Source organism: Pseudomonas sp. AN-1 (assembly GCF_034057115.1).
In the GTDB taxonomy this organism is placed as follows: Bacteria; Pseudomonadota; Gammaproteobacteria; order Pseudomonadales; family Pseudomonadaceae; genus Geopseudomonas.
Map to the genome: position 1 here is coordinate 483035 of NZ_CP139195.1, position 17754 is coordinate 500788.

At 67.6% G+C, this 17754-nt stretch carries 16 protein-coding genes; 10 read left to right on the forward strand and 6 right to left on the reverse strand.

Translation table 11 applies throughout. The annotated features are described in order from the left end of the window. Nucleotides 1-30 precede the first annotated feature (30 nt). Nucleotides 31-2001 (reverse strand): DNA topoisomerase III, encoded by a 1971-nt coding sequence (locus SK095_RS02235; RefSeq protein ID WP_320547693.1) that lies wholly within the window; start codon nucleotides 1999-2001, stop codon nucleotides 31-33. A 139-nt stretch (nucleotides 2002-2140) separates the two neighbouring features. Beyond that, entirely contained in the window at nucleotides 2141-3631 is a 1491-nt protein-coding gene (locus SK095_RS02240; RefSeq protein ID WP_320547694.1) for an aldehyde dehydrogenase family protein, read from the reverse strand. 137 nt (nucleotides 3632-3768) lie between these two features. Between SK095_RS02240 and SK095_RS02245 the strand changes: the two genes are divergently transcribed. The 8 genes from SK095_RS02245 (at nucleotide 3769) to SK095_RS02280 (ending at nucleotide 11826) form a co-directional block, all read left to right on the forward strand. Further along, on the forward strand, nucleotides 3769-4659 hold the full coding sequence (locus tag SK095_RS02245) for a LysR family transcriptional regulator (RefSeq protein WP_320547695.1): 891 nt from the start codon (nucleotides 3769-3771) through the stop codon (nucleotides 4657-4659). A 265-nt stretch (nucleotides 4660-4924) separates the two neighbouring features. Continuing rightward, nucleotides 4925-6175 (forward strand): aspartate aminotransferase family protein, encoded by a 1251-nt coding sequence (locus SK095_RS02250; RefSeq protein ID WP_320547696.1) that lies wholly within the window; start codon nucleotides 4925-4927, stop codon nucleotides 6173-6175. Between the two features lie 233 nt (nucleotides 6176-6408). Further along, the gene (locus SK095_RS02255) at nucleotides 6409-7797 is read left to right on the forward strand and encodes a VOC family protein (RefSeq protein WP_320547697.1); all 1389 of its coding nucleotides are present in this window, start codon (nucleotides 6409-6411) and stop codon (nucleotides 7795-7797) included. Between the two features lie 283 nt (nucleotides 7798-8080). Next, the gene (locus tag SK095_RS02260; protein ID WP_320547698.1) at nucleotides 8081-8854 is read left to right on the forward strand and encodes an ABC transporter ATP-binding protein; all 774 of its coding nucleotides are present in this window, start codon (nucleotides 8081-8083) and stop codon (nucleotides 8852-8854) included. Between the two features lie 14 nt (nucleotides 8855-8868). Continuing rightward, on the forward strand, nucleotides 8869-9624 hold the full coding sequence (locus SK095_RS02265; RefSeq protein WP_320547699.1) for an ABC transporter substrate-binding protein: 756 nt from the start codon (nucleotides 8869-8871) through the stop codon (nucleotides 9622-9624). A gap of 52 nt (nucleotides 9625-9676) precedes the next feature. Beyond that, nucleotides 9677-10372: an ABC transporter permease gene (locus SK095_RS02270; protein ID WP_320547700.1), complete on the forward strand. Its 696-nt coding sequence runs from the start codon at nucleotides 9677-9679 to the stop codon at nucleotides 10370-10372. After that, on the forward strand, nucleotides 10369-11058 hold the full coding sequence (locus tag SK095_RS02275; RefSeq protein WP_201486603.1) for an ABC transporter permease: 690 nt from the start codon (nucleotides 10369-10371) through the stop codon (nucleotides 11056-11058). Before SK095_RS02270 ends, SK095_RS02275 begins: the two co-directional genes overlap by 4 nt. Before the next feature lie 306 nt (nucleotides 11059-11364). Beyond that, a complete protein-coding gene (locus SK095_RS02280) occupies nucleotides 11365-11826 on the forward strand; it encodes an Lrp/AsnC family transcriptional regulator (RefSeq protein ID WP_320547701.1) in 462 nt (153 codons plus the stop codon). A gap of 4 nt (nucleotides 11827-11830) precedes the next feature. Here the strand turns inward: SK095_RS02280 and SK095_RS02285 are convergent, their stop codons facing one another. The 3 genes from SK095_RS02285 to fabI form a co-directional block, all read right to left on the reverse strand. Next, nucleotides 11831-12967, reverse strand: a complete 1137-nt coding sequence (locus SK095_RS02285) for a glycerate kinase (RefSeq protein WP_320547702.1) — start codon at nucleotides 12965-12967, stop codon at nucleotides 11831-11833. A 246-nt stretch (nucleotides 12968-13213) separates the two neighbouring features. Then, entirely contained in the window at nucleotides 13214-13789 is a 576-nt protein-coding gene (locus tag SK095_RS02290; RefSeq protein WP_320547703.1) for a DUF922 domain-containing protein, read from the reverse strand. A 123-nt stretch (nucleotides 13790-13912) separates the two neighbouring features. Continuing rightward, on the reverse strand, nucleotides 13913-14695 hold the full coding sequence (gene fabI, locus SK095_RS02295) for an enoyl-ACP reductase FabI (protein ID WP_320547704.1): 783 nt from the start codon (nucleotides 14693-14695) through the stop codon (nucleotides 13913-13915). Nucleotides 14696-15315: 620 nt separating this feature from the next. On the opposite strand from fabI, the gene SK095_RS02300 reads away from it, so the two are divergent. Continuing rightward, on the forward strand, nucleotides 15316-15732 hold the full coding sequence (locus tag SK095_RS02300; RefSeq protein WP_320547705.1) for a HEAT repeat domain-containing protein: 417 nt from the start codon (nucleotides 15316-15318) through the stop codon (nucleotides 15730-15732). Nucleotides 15733-16005: 273 nt separating this feature from the next. Here the strand turns inward: SK095_RS02300 and SK095_RS02305 are convergent, their stop codons facing one another. Beyond that, nucleotides 16006-17052 (reverse strand): IS110 family transposase, encoded by a 1047-nt coding sequence (locus SK095_RS02305; RefSeq protein WP_320547706.1) that lies wholly within the window; start codon nucleotides 17050-17052, stop codon nucleotides 16006-16008. A gap of 137 nt (nucleotides 17053-17189) precedes the next feature. Here SK095_RS02305 and SK095_RS02310 point away from each other — a divergent pair, with 137 nt between their 5' ends. Next, the gene (locus SK095_RS02310; RefSeq protein WP_320547707.1) at nucleotides 17190-17705 is read left to right on the forward strand and encodes a hypothetical protein; all 516 of its coding nucleotides are present in this window, start codon (nucleotides 17190-17192) and stop codon (nucleotides 17703-17705) included. Nucleotides 17706-17754 lie beyond the last annotated feature (49 nt).

Below are 17754 nucleotides of genomic sequence, written 5' to 3' on the forward strand. Positions count from 1 at the left end.
GCGGACCGGGCCGTGCCGATGGGCCTGCGCCTAGGTCTGCTTCGGCCGGGGCGAGGCGCTGCGCCTGGCTGCCGTGCCACCGGCCTTGCGCGGCGCGGTCTTGCGTGGGGCGCCCGTGCGCGTGCCCTTCCAGGCCGGCTTGCCGCGGCCGGGCGCGACCGGCGGGCCGCTGATGGTCAGACGCAGGTCGGCGCAACGCTCCACCAGCTTGCTCATCCACGCCGACTGCTTGGCGACGAACTCCTCCAGCGGCATCTCGCCGTTCTGCACCATGTCCAGCGCCTGCTCCCAGATCGCCGTGGTGCCGGGGTCGGCGATCGGCCGCGGCACCGCGTCGATCAGGCTGAACGCCGCCGGGGTGGCCGCCAGCGCCTTGCCCTGTTTGGTCAGGTAGCCGCGGTCGAGCAGGCCCTGGATGATCCCGGCGCGGGTCGCCTCGGTGCCGATGCCGGTGGTGTCCTTGAGCTTCTGCTTGAGGCGCGGATCGTCGACCAGTTTGGCGACGTTCTTCATCGCCTTGATCAGGTCGCCCTCGGTGAACGGCTTGGGCGGCTGGGTGTGCAGGTCCTTGAGCGTCACCTCGCGCACCGCGCAGTCCTGGCCCTCGCGCAGCGCCGGCAGGGCCTGCGGCTCCGGCGCCTCGCGGCCCTTGGTCGGGGCGAGCGCCTCGGGCAGCGCGCGCCGCCAGCCCGGCTCGACGATGCGCTTGCCCAGCGCGCGCAGGGCATGGCCGGCGCAGTCGAAGTCGGCCTGGGTGCGGTCGTACTCGTGGTTGGCCAGGAACTGCGCCAGGTAGCGGGCGCGGATCAGGCTGAACACCGCGCGCTCCTTGCCGGCCAGGCGACTGGAGGCCTGCGCGGCGGCGGTGGGGATGATGCCGTGGTGGGCGCTCACTTTGGCGTCGTTCCACGCCCGCGAGCGGCGCTGCGCGTCGAGGTGCGGCTGCAGGGCGGCCAGCGCCGGATCGGCGGAGGCCAGGGCGGCGAGGATCGTCGGGGCCTCGGCGTGCTGGCTGAGCGGCAGGTAGCCGCAGTCGCTGCGCGGGTAGGTGATGACCTTGTGCGTCTCGTACAGCGCCTGGGCGATGTCGAGGGTTTCTTGGGCGCCGAGGCCGAGCTTCTTCGAGCAGACCTCCTGCAGGGTGCCCAGGTCGAAGGGCAGCGGCGCCGCCTCGCGCACCCGCTCGGTCTTCAGTTCGACCAGCCGCGCGCTGCCGGCGCGGCGCATGGCCTCGGCGGCAGCGCGGGCCAGCTCGGGCCTGAGGCAGCGGCCCTGCTCGTCGCAGGCATCCTCCGGCGCGCGCCACTGCGCGGTGAAGGGCGTGCCGCCTTCCAGCAGCTGCACGTCGATGGCCCAGAACGGCACCGGCACGAAGGCGGCGATGCTGCGGTCGCGATCCACCACCAGGCGCAGGGTCGGCGTCTGCACGCGGCCCACCGAGAGCACACCCTGGTAGCCGGACTGGCGACCGAGCAGGGTGAACAGCCGGCTCATGTTCATGCCGATCAGCCAGTCGGCGCGCGAGCGGCCCAGTGCGGCGTGGTACAGGGGGAAGGTCTCGCTGCCCGGCTTGAGTGCCTTGAGCGCCTTGCGGATCGAGGCGTCGTCCAGCGCCGACAGCCACAGGCGCTGGATCGGCCCGCGGTAGCGGCAGTGGTCGAGGATTTCGCGGGCGATCATCTCGCCCTCGCGGTCGGCGTCGGTGGCGATCACCAGCTCGGTGCATTCGCCGAGCAGGCGCTTGACCGCCTTGAACTGGCTGGCGGTCTTGCTCTTGACCAGCATCTTCCACTGGTCGGGGACTATGGGCAGGTCGGCGAGGTTCCAGCGCTTGTAGCGCTCGTCGTAGGCGTCCGGCGGCGCGGTCTCCAGCAGGTGGCCGATGCACCAGGTCACGGTCACGCCGGCCCCCAGCCAGCAGCCCTCGCCGCGCCGGCTGGCGCCGAGCACCTTGGCGATGTCCTTGGCCTGGGAGGGTTTTTCGCAGAGGAAGAGCCGCATGCTTGCCATCAAAGCTGGTGGAGATGGCGCACAGCATGGGCAGAAACGGCGTTTCAGGCAATCTTTATCTGGATGGATGTACAGCCTTGGCCGCCGCTCCACCGCGAAGGATGGAGCGGGGCTGGCTGCCGGGGAAGGATCAGTCGAACACGATGCCCTGGGCCAGCGGCAGCTCGCGCGAGTAGTTCACGGTGTTGGTCTGCCGGCGCATGTAAGCCTTCCAGGAGTCCGAGCCCGACTCGCGGCCGCCGCCGGTTTCCTTCTCGCCACCGAAGGCGCCGCCGATCTCCGCGCCGCTCGGACCGATGTTGACGTTGGCGATGCCGCAGTCGCTGCCGGCCGCACTCTGGAAGGCTTCCGCCTCGCGCACGTCGGTGGTGAAGATGCACGAGGAGAGGCCCTGCGGCACCTCGTTGTTGAGGCGCAGCGCCTCGTCGAAGTCGCGGTAGCCCAGCACGTAGAGGATCGGCGCGAAGGTCTCGTGGCGCACCACCTCGCTCTGCGCCGGCATCTCCACCAGCGCCGGGCTGACGTAGTAGGCGTTCGGGTACTGCTCGGCCAGCTGGCGCTCGCCGCCGAACACCTGGCCGCCTTCGTCGCGGGCTTTTACCAGCGCGTTCTGCATGGCCTCGAAGGCCTGCTTGTCGATCAGCGGGCCGACCAGGTTGCCCTGCAGCGGGTGGCCGATGCGCACCTTGGCGTAGGCGGCCTTCAGGCGCGCGACTATCTCGTCCTTGACCGACTCGTGGGCGATCAGGCGGCGCAGGGTGGTGCAGCGCTGGCCGGCGGTGCCGACGGCGCTGAACAGGATGGCGCGCACCGCCATGTCCAGGTCGGCGCTGGGCGCGAGGATCATCGCGTTGTTGCCGCCCAGTTCGAGGATGCAGCGGCCGAAGCGCGCGGCGACGCGCGGGGCGACCTCGCGGCCCATGCGGGTGCTGCCGGTGGCGCTGACCAGCACCACGCGCGGATCGGCGACCAGCGCTTCGCCGGCGTCGCGGTCGCCGACGATCAGCTGGCTGAGGCCGGCCGGAGCGTCGCCGAAGGCCTTCAGCGCCTTGTCGAACAGCGCCTGGCAGGCGAGGGCGGTCAGCGGGGTCTTCTCCGACGGCTTCCACAGCACGGCGTTGCCGCACACCAGCGCCAGGGTGGCGTTCCACGCCCACACGGCGACCGGGAAGTTGAAGGCGCTGATCACGCCGACCACGCCCAGCGGGTGCCAGGTCTCGCGCATGTGGTGGCCCGGGCGCTCGGAGGCGATGGTCAGGCCGTACAGCTGGCGCGACAGGCCGACGGCGAAGTCGCAGATGTCGATCATTTCCTGCACTTCGCCCAGGCCTTCCTGGGTGATCTTGCCGGCCTCCCAGGACACCAGCTCGGCCAGCTCGGCCTTGTGCTCGCGCAGCACCTCGCCGAACAGGCGTACCAGCTCGCCGCGGCGCGGGGCCGGCACGCTACGCCAGGTCTCGAAGGCGGCCTGGGCGGCGGCGATCTTCGCCGGCACGCTGGCGGCCGGCTCCAGCGCCACGGCGCCGATGCGGCTGCCGTCGATGGGGCTGTGGATGACGTGGCTGCCCTGGTTGGCGGCCTCGGCGCTGACGCCCAGGCGGCTGAGAAGATGCTCGACCATGATTGGCTCCTGTCGCAGGATTGTTGGAATTTGGCCTCCCGGTCAGTATCGATCCGCCTCTCGCAGGCTCACAAGCGAGGGTTTTTCGCCTTATCATTCCTTTAATTCATGCTTTGCTGGCCGCCACCGAGAGTCCCATGTCCAAACGTCTGATGCCGTCCATGACCGCGCTGCAGTGCTTCGAGGCGGTCGCGCGCCACCTGAGCTTCACCCGCGCCGCCGAGGAGCTGCACCTGACCCAGAGCGCGGTGAGCAAGCAGGTCGCCCAGCTCGAGGACATGCTCCAGCACCTGCTGTTCCGCCGCATCCGTCGCCGCCTGCAGCTCACCCCGGCTGGCGAGCTGTACCTGGCCGAGGTCAACAAGATCCTCAACCAGGTGGCGATGTCCACCCACTACATCCTCTCCTACGGCGGCAACACCGAGGTGCTCAAGGTGGCGACCCAGCCGACCTTCGGCGCGCGCTGGCTGATTCCGCATCTCAAGGGCTTCGGCAAGGCCAACCCGAACATCCACCTCGACCTGCGCAACGTGCTGGAGCCGTTCGACCTGCTGGAGGGCAAGGCCGACGTGGTGTTCTTCTTCGGCCAGGGCACCTGGCCGGGTGCCGAGTGCATCGAGCTGTTCGGCGAGACCATGGTGCCGGTGTGCGCGCCGGATCTGTTCGCCAGCGGCATCGCCAGTCCCGAGCAGCTCGGCGAGCAGGTGCTGATGCAGTGCGTGTCGCGCCCGGAGGCCTGGCACGACTGGTTCGACAGCCTCGGCCTGCAGACCAGCCACAGCTACCACGGTCCGCGCTTCGAGACCTTCTACATGTGCATCCGCGCCGCCCAGGCCGGCTGTGGCGTGGCGCTGGTGCCGCGCTTCCTGGTCGAGGACGAGCTTGCCGACGGCAAGCTGGTGATCGCCTGGGACCACGAGCTGCCCAGCACCGGCAAGCACTTCATGGCCTACGCCGAACACGCCGCCGAGGTGCCGAAGATCCGCGCCTTCGTGAAGTGGATTCGCGGCCAGCTCGACGCGGGCTGACCACGGGGTTGGTGGACAAGGCCGCGCAGTTGCCCTCCCGATGCGATGCTTAGCGCAATGCATGAAGCCGATTTCCCGGTCCGTAGGGGCGAATTCATTCGCCTTGGGGGGCTGGCGAATGAATTCGCCCCTACAACGGATTACCCGGGTGATCCTGTACTGGCAGGAAAAAAAGGAATAAGAGAGCGATTTTTTTTCGTTTGCCGCCTGCCTGCCCCTGCCGATTTCATGGTGCGCACCACCAGTCCTTGCGGAGCAGCGCGCCATGCCGTCGACCCACGTCAGCCAGTCCCTGGCCATCGTCCACCCGATCAGCCTCAGCCACGGCCGCAACGCCGAGGTCTGGGATACCGCCGGCAAGCGCTACATCGACTTCGTCGGCGGCATCGGCGTGCTCAACCTCGGCCACTGCCACCCGCGTATCGTCGAGGCGGTGCGCGAGCAGGCCGGGCGGCTGACCCACTCGGCGTTCAACGCGCTGCCCCACGAGGGCTATAGCCAGCTGCTGGACGCGCTGGCGCGCTTCGTGCCGGTGTCCTACCGCCTCTCCGGCATGCTCACCAACAGCGGTGCCGAGGCCACCGAGAACGCCTTGAAGATCGTCCGCGCCGCCACCGGGCGCGGCGCGGTGATCGCCTTCGACGGCGGCTTCCACGGTCGCACCCTGGCCGCCCTCAATCTCAACGGCAAGGTCGCCCCCTACAAGCAGAAGGTCGGCGCGCTGCCCGGCCCGGTGTACCACCTGCCGTACCCGAGCGCCGACAACGGCGTCAGCGTCGAGGTCGCCCGCGCGGCGATGGAGCGGCTGTTCAGCGTGGAGATCGACGTCGAGGAAGTCGGCTGCTTCATCCTCGAGGCGGTGCAGGGCGAGGGCGGCTTCCAGGCGCTCGACGCCGGCTTCGCCCAGTACCTGCGGCGCTTCTGCGACGAGCGCGGCATCGTCCTGATCGTCGACGAGATCCAGTCCGGCTTCGGCCGCACCGGCCAGCGCTTCGCCTTCTCGCTCCTGGGCATCGAGCCGGACCTGCTGCTGCTCGGCAAGAGCATCGCCGGTGGCCTGCCGCTGGGCGCGCTGGTCGGCCGCCCGGAGCTGCTCAATGCGCTGCCCAAGGGCGGCCTGGGCGGCACCTACTCGGGCAATCCGCTGGCCTGCGCGGCGGCGCTGACCACCCTGGAGCTGATGAGCGACGCCAACCTGGCGACCTGGGGCGAGCGCCAGGAGCAGTGCATCCTGCGCCACTTCCGCGCCTGGCAGGACAGCGAGCTGGCCCCGGCGCTGGCGCGCCTGACCGGCGTCGGTGCCATGCGCGGCATCGAGCTGCGCAGCGACGACGGCGGGCCGGGCACTGAACGCCTCGCCCGCCTGCTGGCCAGTGCCCGCGAGGCCGGCCTGCTGCTGATGCCGAGCGGCAAGCACCGCCACATCGTCCGCCTGCTGGCGCCGCTGACCGCCGAGGAGGAGATCCTCGAGGAAGGCATGGCGATCTTCCGTCGTTGCCTGCAGGCGAGTCTCTGAACCCCGCCCGTAGGGTACGCCGCGCGCACCATAAGAGGCCGGCGGTGCGCATGGCGCACCCTACGGGTATCGGAATTCCTCGGCGGAATGAAGTGCAGAGAATTTGTCGTTTGAGCGGCGGTTCAGTCCTCAACAGAATGAATCCGTAGGGTGCGCCGTGCGCACCAGCGATGGCCAAGAGGTGCGCACGGCGCACCCTACGGGCCGCAGCAGATTCCCAGGAGTGCAGTGCGATGAACCAGAACGCCTTTGTCAGTCCGGACGCGATCCGTGCGCGTTTCTCCCTGGCCATGTCCGCCATGTACCAGAGCGAGGTGCCGCTGTACGGCGACCTGCTCGACCTGGTCGGCCGGATCAACCGCCGCACGCTGGACGCGGCCCCGGCGCTGGCCGAAACGCTGTGCGCCAGCGGCGAGCTGCAACGTCTGGCCGAGGAGCGCCACGGCGCCATCCGCCTGGGCAGCGCCGAGGAACTGGCGACCATGGCGCGGCTGTTCGCGGTGATGGGCATGCAGCCGGTGGCCTACTACGACCTGAGCTGCGCCGGCGTGCCGGTGCACGCCACCGCGTTCCGCGCGGTTGGCGAGGCGGCGCTGGCCCACAGCCCGTTCCGCGTGTTCACCTCGCTGCTGCGCCTGGAGCTGATCGACGACCCGGCGCTGCGCGCCCAGGCCGCCGGGATCCTCGCCGGCCGGCAGATCTTCACCGAGCAGGCGCTGGCGCTGATCGATCAGTGCGAGCAGGCCGGCGGGCTGACCGAGCAGCAGGCCGGCGTGTTCATCCGCGAGGCGCTGCAGACCTTCCGCTGGCATCGCCAGGCGCGGGTCAGCGCCGCCGTGTACCAGCAGCTGCACGAGCAGCACCGGCTGATCGCCGACGTGGTGGCCTTCCCCAATCCGCACATCAACCACCTGACCCCCTGCACCCTGGACATCGACGCCGTGCAGGCGGCGATGCCGGGCCGCGGCATGGCGGCCAAGGAGCTGGTTGAGGGCCCGCCGGCGCGGCGCTGCCCGATCCTGCTGCGCCAGACCAGCTTCAAGGCGCTCGACGAGGCGGTGCAGTTCGCCTGCGGCACGCCGGGCTCGCACAGCGCGCGCTTCGGCGAGATCGAGCAGCGCGGCGCGGCGCTGACCGCCCGCGGCCGCGCGCTCTACGACCGCCTGCTCGCCGCCGCCCGCGAACGCTGCCAGGGCGTGCCGGCGGCGGACTACCCGCAGGCCTACGCCCAGGCGCTGGCCGCCTGCTTCGCGGACTTCCCCGACGACTACGACCAGCTGCGCCGCGAGGGGCTGGTGTTCGGCCGCTACCAGGTCACCGACGCGGGCCGTGCGGCCCGCCGCGAGGGCCGTCTGGCGGGCGATCGCGAGGCGCTGCTCAAGGCCGGCCAGCTGCGCTGGGAGCCGCAGCGCTACGAGGACTTCCTGCCGGTCAGCGCGGCGGGCATCTTCCAGTCCAACCTCGGCGACAACACCCGCGGTGCCTACGACCGGAGTGCCAACCGCGCCGAGTTCGAGCGCGCCCTCGGCCGTCCGGTGCTCGACGAGCTGACGCTCTACGCCCGCGTGCAGGACGCCTCGCTGCAGGCCTGCGCGCAGGAGCTGGGTCTGCCGCTGGTGTAGGCGCTGCCGCGCGTCAGGCGCCGCGTCCTGGCGCCGGGCTTGCCCGGCCGCTCGCGGCCCTCCCCATCGCTGTTCTTACCCTGTCCCCGGTCGCTGTGTGCGCCGGGGATTTTTTGTTTTCCGGGCCGGCGAGATGCGCTGCGAACAGTAGTTTTTGGAATGGAAAGCGTCGTTCTTTTCGTTTGAGCGGTGCGCGCGGAGTTGCTTTCATCGGGGCGTGACCAAGGCCATCGCGCCGGCCGCCCCGGACCGGACGCGAGACAAGAACAACAAAGGTGTAGCCATGCAAGCATCCGCCCCCGCCCTGGAAATCCGCGACCTGCACAAGCGCTACGGCGAGCTGGAGGTGCTCAAGGGCGTCTCGCTGACCGCCCGCGACGGCGACGTGATCTCCATCCTCGGCTCCTCCGGCTCCGGCAAGTCGACCTTCCTGCGCTGCATCAACCTGCTGGAAAACCCCTGCAAGGGCGAGATCCACGTCGCCGGCGAGCAGCTCAAGCTGAAGACCGCCCGCGAGGGCCATCTGGTCGCCGCCGACCCGAGGCAGATCAACCGCCTGCGCAGCGAACTGGGCTTCGTGTTCCAGAACTTCAACCTGTGGCCGCACATGACCATCCTCGACAACGTGATCGAGGCGCCGCGCCGCGTGCTGGGCCTGTCCAGGGCCGAGGCCACCGAGCGCGCCGAGGCGCTGCTGGCCAAGGTCGGCATCGCCGACAAGCGCCACTGCTACCCGAGCCAGCTGTCCGGCGGCCAGCAGCAGCGCGCCGCCATCGCCCGCACCCTGTGCATGGAGCCCAAGGTCATCCTGTTCGACGAGCCGACCTCGGCGCTCGACCCGGAGATGGTCCAGGAGGTGCTCAACGTGATCCGCGCGCTGGCCGAGGAGGGCCGCACCATGCTGCTGGTCACCCACGAGATGAAGTTCGCCCGCCAGGTTTCCAGCGAGGTGGTGTTCCTCCACCAGGGCCGCGTCGAGGAGCAGGGCAGTCCGCAACAGGTCTTCGACAACCCGCAGTCCGCGCGTTGCCAGCAGTTCATGTCCAGCAATCACTGATCGGAGAGCCAACCATGCATGACTACAAGAAAGTGCTGCTCGTCGCCGCCAGCGTTCTCGGCCTGCTCGGCCAGGCGGTCGCCGCCGACAAGCTCAGGGTCGGCACCGAAGGCGCCTACCCGCCGTTCAACCTGGTCGACGCCCGCGGCAAGGTCGGCGGCTTCGACGTGGAGATCGCCGAGGCGCTGTGCGCGCAGATGAAGGCCGACTGCGAGGTGGTCACCTCCGACTGGGACGGCATCATCCCGGCGCTCAACGCCAAGAAGTTCGACATGATCGTCGCCTCGATGTCGATCACCGACGAGCGCAAGCAGGCGGTCGACTTCACCGAGCCGTACTACACCAACAAGCTGCAGTTCATCGCGCCCAAGGGGGCCGAGTTCAGGACCGATGAAGCCAGCCTGAAGGGCAAGGTGATCGGCGCCCAGCGCGCCACCATCGCCGGCACCTGGCTGGAGGACAACCTCGGCGACGTGGTGCAGGTCAAGCTCTACGACACCCAGGAAAACGCCTACCTGGATCTCGCCGCCGGGCGCGTCGACGGTGTGCTGGCCGACAAGCTGGTCAACTGGGAGTGGCTCAAGAGCGAGCCGGGCAAGGACTTCGAGTTCAAGGGCGAGCCGGTCTACGACAACGACCGCATCGGCATCGCCCTGCGCAAGGGCGACGCCGAGCTGCGCGAGAAGCTGAACAGCGCGCTGCAGGCCATCGTCGCCGACGGCACCTACAAGCAGATCAACGACAAGTACTTCCCGTTCAGCATCTATTGACGGGGCAGCGCCCGGCTGCGGCCGGGCGCACCTGCAGGCGAGGGTGACAAGCATGTTTCTCGATTTGCACGGTTTCGGGCCCGCCCTGCTGGCGGGCACCTGGATCACCATAAAGCTGGCGCTGGCATCGCTGGCCGTAGGCCTGGTGCTTGGCCTTGCCGGCGCGCTGGCCAAGACCTCGAAGTACGGCGCGCTGCAGTGGCTGGGCTCGAGCTACTCGACCCTGGTGCGCGGCGTGCCCGAGCTGCTCTGGGTGCTGCTGATCTACTTCGGCAGCGTCAACCTGATGCGCGCGCTGGCCGATGCGCTGGGCATGCACAGCCTGGAGCTCAGTCCGTTCGCCGCCGGCGTGCTGGCGCTGGGCCTGTGCTTTGGCGCCTACGCCACCGAGGTGTTCCGCGGCGCCATCCTGGCCATCCCCAAAGGCCAGTGCGAGGCCGGGCAGGCGCTGGGTATCGGCACCTTCGCCATCCTCTGGCGGCTGATCCTGCCGCAGATGTGGCGCATCGCCCTGCCGGGCCTCGGCAACCTGTTCATGATCCTGATGAAGGACACCGCGCTGATCTCGGTGATCGGCCTCGAGGAGATCATGCGCCACTCGCAGATTGCGGTGACCGCCAGCAAGCAGCCGTTCACCTTCTACCTGATCGCCGCCTGCATCTACCTGAGCCTGACCATCGTCGCCATGAGCAGCCTGGCGCTGATGGAGAAGCGTGCCGCACGCGGCTTCCGGAGGGCCTACGCATGAACTGGGAACTGATGATCAAGTGGACGCCGCGCCTGCTCGAAGGCGCCTGGCTGACTCTGGAGCTGGTGGGCATCGCCGTGCTGGCCGGCCTCATCCTCGCCATCCCGCTGGGCGTGATGCGCAGCTCGCGGCACGCCTGGGTGCGCGCGCTGCCCTACGGCTACATCTTCTTCTTCCGCGGCACGCCGCTGCTGGTGCAGCTGTTCCTGGTCTACTACGGCATGGCGCAGTTCGAGGCGATACGCCAGAGCGCGCTGTGGCCGGTGCTGCGCGATCCCTACTGGTGCGCGGTGATCACCATGACCCTGCACACCGCAGCCTACATCGCCGAGATCCTGCGCGGCGCCATCGCCGCCATCCCGCCGGGCGAGATCGAGGCGGCGCGGGCGCTGGGCATGTCGCGCTGGCAGGCGCTGCTGCACATCGTCATGCCGCGCGCCGCGCGCATCGGCCTGCCGGCCTACAGCAACGAGGTGATCCTGATGCTCAAGGCCAGCGCGCTGGCCAGCACCATCACCCTGCTGGAGCTGACCGGCATGTCGCGCACCATCATCGCCCGCACCTACCAGCCGGTGGAGATCTTCCTGATGGCCGGGGTGTTCTACCTGCTGGCTTCCTACGGGCTGGTGCGCCTGTTCCGCCTGCTGGAACAGCGCCTGCGGGTGGAGCTTTGCCAGGGGCGGTGAAGCAGGAGCGAGTCTGGTGCCGGCATCGTCCGTAAAGGGGGGCGATGCCCTTGCCCGTTCTCCGCGAGGCGGCCGGGTTTTTCTCCGTGGTGGCCGTGGACTCGGGGCAATCGCATGTCGCCAATTTCCCGGCCTGTCGGGGCGAATTCATGCGCCTTGACAGGGTGTTCTGGCGAATGAATTCACCCCACAACGGATTGATCAGGCTCGGAAGCCATTCATGCGATTGCCCCGAGTCCACGGCGGCCGCAAGCTGGTCCGGTCGTTTGCTAAGATGCCTCCTTTCCCGTTTTCGATGATTTACCGATGACCGAGCTCACCAACATCCGCCTCGACGAGATCGACCGCCAGCTGATCGCCGCCCTGCAGGTCGACGCCCGCGAGAGCGCCGCCATGCTGGCGCGCAAGCTCGGCATCGCCCGCACCACGGTGATCTCGCGCCTGGCGCGCCTGGAGAAGAGCAAGGTCATCACCGGCTACGGCGTGCGCCTCGGCCAGCGCGTGCTGGAGGGCGGCCTGCAGGCCTACGTCGGCATCACCCTGCAGCCGCGCTCGGGCAAGGAGGTGCTGCGCCGCCTGAGCAACATGCCCGAGGTGCAGCAGCTGTGCACGGTGAGCGGCGAGTTCGACTTCGTCGCCTGGCTGCACGCGGAAACCCCCGAGCGCCTCGACCAGCTGCTCGACGAGATCAGCGCGGTGGACGGGGTGGAGAAGACCAACACCTCGATCATCCTGTCCTGCAAGATCGACCGCGGCGGGCGGCTGTAGCGCTTCAACCCTTCGCCAGCTGCCACAGCCGGGCGATGTCGGCCGCACGCTGGTGCAGCAGACGCGGGGCGTCGGCGAGGGCGTCGGCCAGGCTGATCGGCCCGGGCGCCAGGCTGAAGGCAGCGTCGATGCCGTGGCCGTAGAGCTGCTGGTAGCCCTCGCCGAGGGTGCCGGCCAGCGCCACTACCGGCACGCCGTGGCGCCTGGCGATGGCCGCCACGCCCATCGGCGTCTTGCCGTGCAGGGTCTGCAGGTCGATCCGCCCCTCGCCGGTGATCACCAGGTCGGCGCCGATCAGCGCCTGCTCCAGCCCGCTGACCTCGGCGACCAGCTCGATGCCGGGGCGAAAGCTCGCGCCGAGGAAGCTGCGCGCCGCGAAGCCGATGCCGCCGGCCGCGCCGCTGCCGGGCAGGTCGCGGTCGTCGCGGCCGAGGGTCTGCGCGCACACGTCGGCGAAGCGGGCGAGGGCGGCGTCGAGCTGGCGCACCTGCTCCGGCGTCGCGCCCTTCTGCGGGCCGAACACCTGCGAGGCGCCGCGCGGCCCGCACAGCGGGTTGTCGACGTCGCAGGCGACCTCGAAGTCCACCTGCGCCAGGCGCGGATCGAGACCGCTCAGGTCGATGCGTGCCAGCTGCGCCAGCGCCGCGCCGCCCGGCGGCAGCGGGCTGCCCGCGGCATCCTCGAAGCGCGCGCCGAGGGCGCGCAGCATGCCGCTGCCGCCGTCGTTGGTGGCGCTGCCGCCGAAGCCGAGGACGATGCGCGTGGCGCCGGCGTCCAGTGCGGCGCGGATCAGCTCGCCGGTGCCATAGGTGCAGGCGCGCAGCACATCGCGCCTGGCCGGGGGAACCAGATGCAGGCCGCTGGCCGCGGCCATCTCGATCACCGCGCTGCGGCTGCCGGCGATCCAGCCCCACTGCGCGGCCACCGGCTCGCCCAGCGGGCCGCGCACCACACGCTCGCGCTGCTCGCCGCCGGTCGCCGCGAGCAGCGCCGCCAGCGTGCCTTCGCCGCCGTCGGCCATTGGCCGGCAGACCAGCTCGGCCTGCGGCCACACCTCGCGCAAGCCGGCGGCGATGGCCGCGGCCACCTCGGCGGCGGACAGGCTTTCCTTGAACGAATCGGGGGCGATGACGACTTTCATGGCGGACCTTTTCCTGGCGAAGGGGCTGCGCGCGGCGCTAGTGGCCTGTGCGGTTGGTTGGTTGAGCCAAGTTCGGATGACCATGGTTCCGAGACAAGGCGCCTCGACGAGTCATGGCAGGGCTATGGCGAGGAGTGGCAACGCAGTATCGGGGCCATGGGCGCCGAAATTGACCAACTGAACTAACCAAACAGGCCACTAACCTCATTCTGACCGGCGGCGGCTGCGAAATCAGCCGCGATCCACTCACCTGACCCGCAGATCCAGCTCGGCGCCCTGTGAACGGCCGTGATCGGTCATGCTGTCCAGCAGCCGGTCACGCTCGTCCAGCATGCGGATGCGCGCCTCGATGGCGGCACGCACGCGGGGCCGCGCCGCATGGCACGGACCGCTGAGCTGCAGGCCGGCCAGCCATTGCTGCGCCACCCGGGCCGACGCCCTGGCGCTCTCCACATGCTGGTACTCGTGCGCGCGCAGCGCCAGATAGTAGCGTCGCCACTCGGCCGACACCGCCGGGGGCAGGGTGCCGGGGGCAAGCTGGGGCAGGGTGACCACCGATTCGGCCTTCACCGCGGCATCCTTCAGCACGCACTGCGTCTCCGCTACCGGGACCAGCCGGTAGCTCGCGCTGTAGTGGGTCTCGGTGGCGCCGCCGAACGCACTGTGGGCGTTGCGCACTGGGCTGCGCTCGCCGATCGAGCGGCGGATTTCCTCGATGGTGCGGCCGTACACCAGGTAGTGCTGTTCGCGCACCGTCGAGCTGACCGGCTCGGCCGCCAGGGCCAGTGGGGTGAGGGCCAGCAACAGCCAGATCCCGCGCATGGAGCCTCCCCGCCGCCCCGGGCGATCCATGCGGCGGCGAAGGTCTGTTTTCCGGGGGTGTCTGCAAGAGGATAGTGCGCGGGGCCATCCCGGCGCCGCGCGGGAGACGGGCGGCTGCGGCGCTCACGCCATGATGTTCACCCCGCCGTCCACGTACAGCGTCTCGCCGGACAGGCGCCGCGCGTAGGGCGTGGCCAGCCAGGCGCAGGTGAAGCCGACGTCCATGATGTCCACCAGCTCGCCCAGCGGCGCGCGCTGGGCGGCCTCGTTGAGCAGCAGGTCGAAGTCCTTGAGGCCGGAGGCGGCGCGGGTCTTCAGCGGGCCGGGGGAGATGGCGTGCACGCGGATTCCCTTCGGGCCCAGCTCGTAGGCCAGGTAGCGGCAGGAGGCCTCCAGCGCGGCCTTCACCGGGCCCATCAGGTTGTAGTTGGGCACCACCTTGTTGGCGCCGTAGTAGCTCATGGCGAACAGCGTGCCGCCGTTTTTCATCAGCGGCGCGGCCAGGCGGGCCATGCGCACGAAGGAGTGGCAGGAGATGTCCATGGCCTGGGCGAAGCCCTCCGCCGAGGAGTCGAGCAGGCCGCCCTGCAGGTCCTCCTTCGGCGCCCAGGCGATGGAGTGCACCAGGATGTCCAGTTGCCCCCAGTGCCGCTCGATCTCGGCGAACACCGCCTCCAGCTCACCGGGACGGGTGACGTCCAGCGGCATGAAGATCGGCGCGTTCAGCTCGCGGGCCAGCGGCTCGACGTGGGGGCGGGCCTTGTCGTTGGCGTAGGTGATGGCCACCTCGGCGCCCAGTTCGGCGAAGGCCCGGGCGCAGCCGTAGGCGATCGAGTGCTCGTTGGCCACGCCGACCACCAGGGCCTTGGCGCCCTTGAGCGGCAGGCGGGGGATTTCCAGAGTCATGTCCTTTTTCCTCGGTTTTCAGGTTGGGTGCCCCGAAGGGCTGACGGGACGGTCGTAACCGGCACGGCCATTTAACCTGAAACGCCGGGATTGCGGGCACACTCCCGGTTGTTTTTCCACGGTGCACCGCGCTAACCTCGACACCTGTCAAACCTCTCGCGCAAAAGGACTTGCTGCCATGGTGTATAACCGCCAACTCACCCCAGGCTACCTCCGAAAGCTGCATTCCAGAGCGGTCAGGCTTTCGCTTTCTTGAATTTTATCCACCATACCCGTCCGGGGTGTTATGCACCGGTTGGTGTCTATTTATAGTTACCCAACGATATACGACATTTTGCGTAGGGAAACGTAAATGATGTGGAATCAGCCACAACGTAAATCGAAAATCGCTGCTATACCCAACCAGGGTCTGCGGCGGAGCATAACGAAGTTAATGCGCACGCCGCAGACCCTGGTTGGGGTTGAGGTCATTTTTCAATTTTCGCCGGCGCCTGAGCATCCGTCACATTTACAGTCCGCTGCGCGGACCGGTGCAATATCGTCGGCTAACTACTCGCCAGAGCACACACCCGCGCTTCGCGCGGGCGGTGCTCACCTCGAACGTTAGGCATCACTCAGATATGCGCGAAGTCCAAGAACTGATCCAAGACCTTGAGTCCCCGAATTCCTCTATTCGAGACAAAGCAGCTTTAGATTTGATGGATGCACTTGATGAACGTGCAGTCGAGCCACTTCTCCGGGCTATCTCTAAGCCCGAGAACGCCAACCATCGAGGCACACTGGTTTATGCATTAAGCGCATTCAACTGTGAGGCTTTTCTAGAGATGGTAGTAGATTTAGCCTTGACCGGAAATTATGAGGTTTCTGCTGGAGCCTGCGTCATACTCGGAGAGTCAGTTAAATCACCGGGTGCCATCCGGCGAATCAGGGCGCAACTAAATAAATACAACCAAAGCATGCTCTTGGCAGAACACCACCATATGGTATGGGAAGAGCTACATGAGCTTTCAGAAGCCGAAAGCGGGTCAGCGCAATGATGCCTAACAAACGTATATGGACTCCCCCCACAAGTGGTGAGTAAAGCCTGCCACCCCTGTCGTCAGTGCGGTTGCATTCGTATATCCGGCCTTCGTTGGGCGTCGCCGCCCGGGCCACTCTGTAGTTCGCGCAGCGGGGGCCAAGCGTTCAATCGATCACGGGGATCATGATTGTTATCGGCCTTGTTCCGCTGCAGGACTCGCCTGTTCCGACAGTGTCGCTGTTCACCACAACCACGAGAAAAACCGCCTCCCGATGACTCCGGCCCGCCGTCAGGCGGGCTTGCTGCTCTGCCAGTCGCCGCTGAAGCGCCGCTCATGGCACCACACCGCCCAGCAGATCCGTACCAGCTTGTTGGCCAGCGCTACCGCCGCCTTGTTGTGGCCTATCCGCGCCGCGGTCTCCACCGCCCAGCGTTGTAGCCTGGTCAACCGCTCCGGGGTGTTGGCCTGGCACCGCTGCGCCGCCAGCAGAGCCGCCCGCGAGCCGTGGATCAGCAGGGTGCGCACGTAGACGTTGCCCTGCCGACTGATGTGCCCCAGCTTGCGACGGTCGCCGCTGCTGAACTCACGCGGGGTCATGCCCAGCCAAGCGCTCAGTTGGCGACCACTGGCGAAGCGCTCGGGTTGGCCGACCGCTGTTTTCAGCGCGCTGGCGGTCAGCACGCCGATGCCGCTGACTTCGTCGAGCTTTTGCACGATGGCGTCGTCGGCATGCCAGCGCTGGAGCTGCTGCTCGCACTCGGCCATGCATTGTTCGTAGAGGTTGATCTCCGCCAGGACGATCTGCAGTTGGCCGCGCAGGGCCACCACTTCCGGCCGCTCGATCAGCTCATGAGCGCTACGAAGGAATGCTGCCGTCGCTGCCGACGCTTCCAGGCCCATCTCGCGGAAGATGCCGCGCAGCAGGTTGATGCGCTGGGTGCGGCTCTTCTTCCAGGTCTCGCGCAGGCCGTGCAGTTGCTGAAGCTGTTGCTGCTCATGCGTTTTCACCGGAACCGGGCGGATACCCGAGCAACGCGCAGCTTCGAGGATCGCGTCGCAGTCGTTGCGGTCGGTCTTGTTGCGCCGCCGATAGGGGCGCACGTAGCGGGGATGCAGCAGGGTCACCCGATGGCCCAGCGACTGGGCCAGACGCCCCCAGTAGTGCGCCGTGCCACAGGCTTCCATCAGCCACTCGACCGGTTCGGCCTGCTCCTGTATATATCGACGAAACGCCTCGCGATTCAGCCGCTTGCGCTGACTCACCTGCCCGGCACGGACGCTCTCGGCAACCTGGTAAACGGACTTGGCCAAATCCACTGCTATCTGCTTGCACATCGCTGATACCCTCCGAACGCCACTCGCGGCACCGCTGGTGCGGGTAAGTGTGGTGCAGGGAGAGTCCATTACAGCATTCAAGGTCGACGCCTTCGGTGCGGCCTTAACTCCAACGTTAGAGCAATTCAGGAGCATCTATGGATAACCCAATTAGCAAGGAGCTTCGAGACAAGCTGTCCGCCCTGTCTGAAGCTATGAAGCCGAGCCCAGAAATTACAAAAGCGATGGAAAGTATAAGCGGATCTATGGGCAGACTTGAAGGGCTTAGCCTTCCCGAAATACCACGATACAGTCTTCCCGAAATTGAAATCCCTGACATTCCCACACCAGAAGAGCAGAATTACTATCAAAGTTCAGCTGTATTAATGGAAGCGCTGGCAAAAGAAGCACTGCAATGGAAAGAAAGTCTACCGCCAAATTTCAATCCAGCAATACTTGCAATTCTATATGGTGGCGTGCAAATCCATGTCAACAATTTATCGCAAGTTAGTTTCCATGGCATACGGGTAGAAGGCACGCTGAATGGAGCACCTTGCTCAGTTCTAGCACACCAAACCACAGTCCAGCTTTTATGCTATGCAGAAGAGATCAACCTAGAGATGCCCAGAAACCCTATAGGCTTTGTCTGGGGAAATGAGAGAGTTGAGGTTTAATTGCTCTGGCAAGTGGTTTAAAGCGTTCGCTTCGCTCACTGGGACGGGC

What these genes read in the sequence shown, in the direction of transcription:
- SK095_RS02265 (WP_320547699.1), top strand. Translation starts at nt 8,869, where the DNA reads ATGCATGACTACAAGAAAGTGCTGCTCGTCGCCGCCAGCGTTCTCGGC.
- SK095_RS02305 (WP_320547706.1), bottom strand. Translation starts at nt 17,052, where the DNA reads ATGTGCAAGCAGATAGCAGTGGATTTGGCCAAGTCCGTTTACCAGGTT.
- SK095_RS02245 (WP_320547695.1), top strand. Translation starts at nt 3,769, where the DNA reads ATGTCCAAACGTCTGATGCCGTCCATGACCGCGCTGCAGTGCTTCGAG.
- SK095_RS02270 (WP_320547700.1), top strand. Translation starts at nt 9,677, where the DNA reads ATGTTTCTCGATTTGCACGGTTTCGGGCCCGCCCTGCTGGCGGGCACC.
- SK095_RS02275 (WP_201486603.1), top strand. Translation starts at nt 10,369, where the DNA reads ATGAACTGGGAACTGATGATCAAGTGGACGCCGCGCCTGCTCGAAGGC.
- SK095_RS02300 (WP_320547705.1), top strand. Translation starts at nt 15,316, where the DNA reads ATGCGCGAAGTCCAAGAACTGATCCAAGACCTTGAGTCCCCGAATTCC.
- SK095_RS02255 (WP_320547697.1), top strand. Translation starts at nt 6,409, where the DNA reads ATGAACCAGAACGCCTTTGTCAGTCCGGACGCGATCCGTGCGCGTTTC.
- fabI (WP_320547704.1), bottom strand. Translation starts at nt 14,695, where the DNA reads ATGACTCTGGAAATCCCCCGCCTGCCGCTCAAGGGCGCCAAGGCCCTG.
- SK095_RS02310 (WP_320547707.1), top strand. Translation starts at nt 17,190, where the DNA reads ATGGATAACCCAATTAGCAAGGAGCTTCGAGACAAGCTGTCCGCCCTG.
- SK095_RS02235 (WP_320547693.1), bottom strand. Translation starts at nt 2,001, where the DNA reads ATGCGGCTCTTCCTCTGCGAAAAACCCTCCCAGGCCAAGGACATCGCC.
- SK095_RS02240 (WP_320547694.1), bottom strand. Translation starts at nt 3,631, where the DNA reads ATGGTCGAGCATCTTCTCAGCCGCCTGGGCGTCAGCGCCGAGGCCGCC.
- SK095_RS02260 (WP_320547698.1), top strand. Translation starts at nt 8,081, where the DNA reads ATGCAAGCATCCGCCCCCGCCCTGGAAATCCGCGACCTGCACAAGCGC.
- SK095_RS02285 (WP_320547702.1), bottom strand. Translation starts at nt 12,967, where the DNA reads ATGAAAGTCGTCATCGCCCCCGATTCGTTCAAGGAAAGCCTGTCCGCC.
- SK095_RS02290 (WP_320547703.1), bottom strand. Translation starts at nt 13,789, where the DNA reads ATGCGCGGGATCTGGCTGTTGCTGGCCCTCACCCCACTGGCCCTGGCG.
- SK095_RS02280 (WP_320547701.1), top strand. Translation starts at nt 11,365, where the DNA reads ATGACCGAGCTCACCAACATCCGCCTCGACGAGATCGACCGCCAGCTG.
- SK095_RS02250 (WP_320547696.1), top strand. Translation starts at nt 4,925, where the DNA reads ATGCCGTCGACCCACGTCAGCCAGTCCCTGGCCATCGTCCACCCGATC.